Origin of the sequence: Macrococcus sp. DPC7161 (assembly GCF_004117835.1) — a bacterium.
GTDB lineage: Bacteria > Bacillota > Bacilli > Staphylococcales > Staphylococcaceae > SDSC01.
Genome location: NZ_SDSC01000046.1, coordinates 1 through 417, shown reverse-complemented (window position 1 = coordinate 417; position 417 = coordinate 1). Strand labels below are relative to the sequence as shown.

At 32.4% G+C, this 417-nt stretch carries 1 protein-coding gene; it reads right to left on the bottom strand.

The annotated features are described in order from the left end of the window. Window positions 1–72 precede the first annotated feature (72 nt). A complete protein-coding gene (locus tag ER639_RS12610; protein ID WP_196757307.1) occupies window positions 73–360 on the bottom strand; it encodes a bacteriophage holin in 288 nt (95 codons plus the stop codon). Window positions 361–417 lie beyond the last annotated feature (57 nt).

The following is a 417-nucleotide window of genomic DNA, read 5'->3' as shown; positions in this document are numbered from 1 at the left end:
GGTTTGGATTTAATCTATAAAATAAAACAAGCGTATTTTCACGCGAAAAGAATGGCTTAATAAAGCTGTTTATCAGATATTTTCTATCAAATCACTCGTATTTTCTAGCGTAAATGGTTTAATTCGGAAAATAAAAAAAGCCACTCCGAAGAATGGCTTGACTCTAGGAATAGGATGAAATCTCACAAACATCCCGACTATATTATAGCACAAAAAAAGCTCCCCAGTTAGGAGAGGGACGCTAAGGAATGAATTTATTAAAAAAGTATTTTTTGGGATATAAAAATTATATAACTTTCCATTTCCGTTGTCAAGAAAAAAGCGCCCTCGCTTTGGAAAAGAGCGCTTTATCTCTCCCAAAATACTTAGTTATTTGTATTTGTATTTGGAATAGCATTTACGACAAGAATATTATAC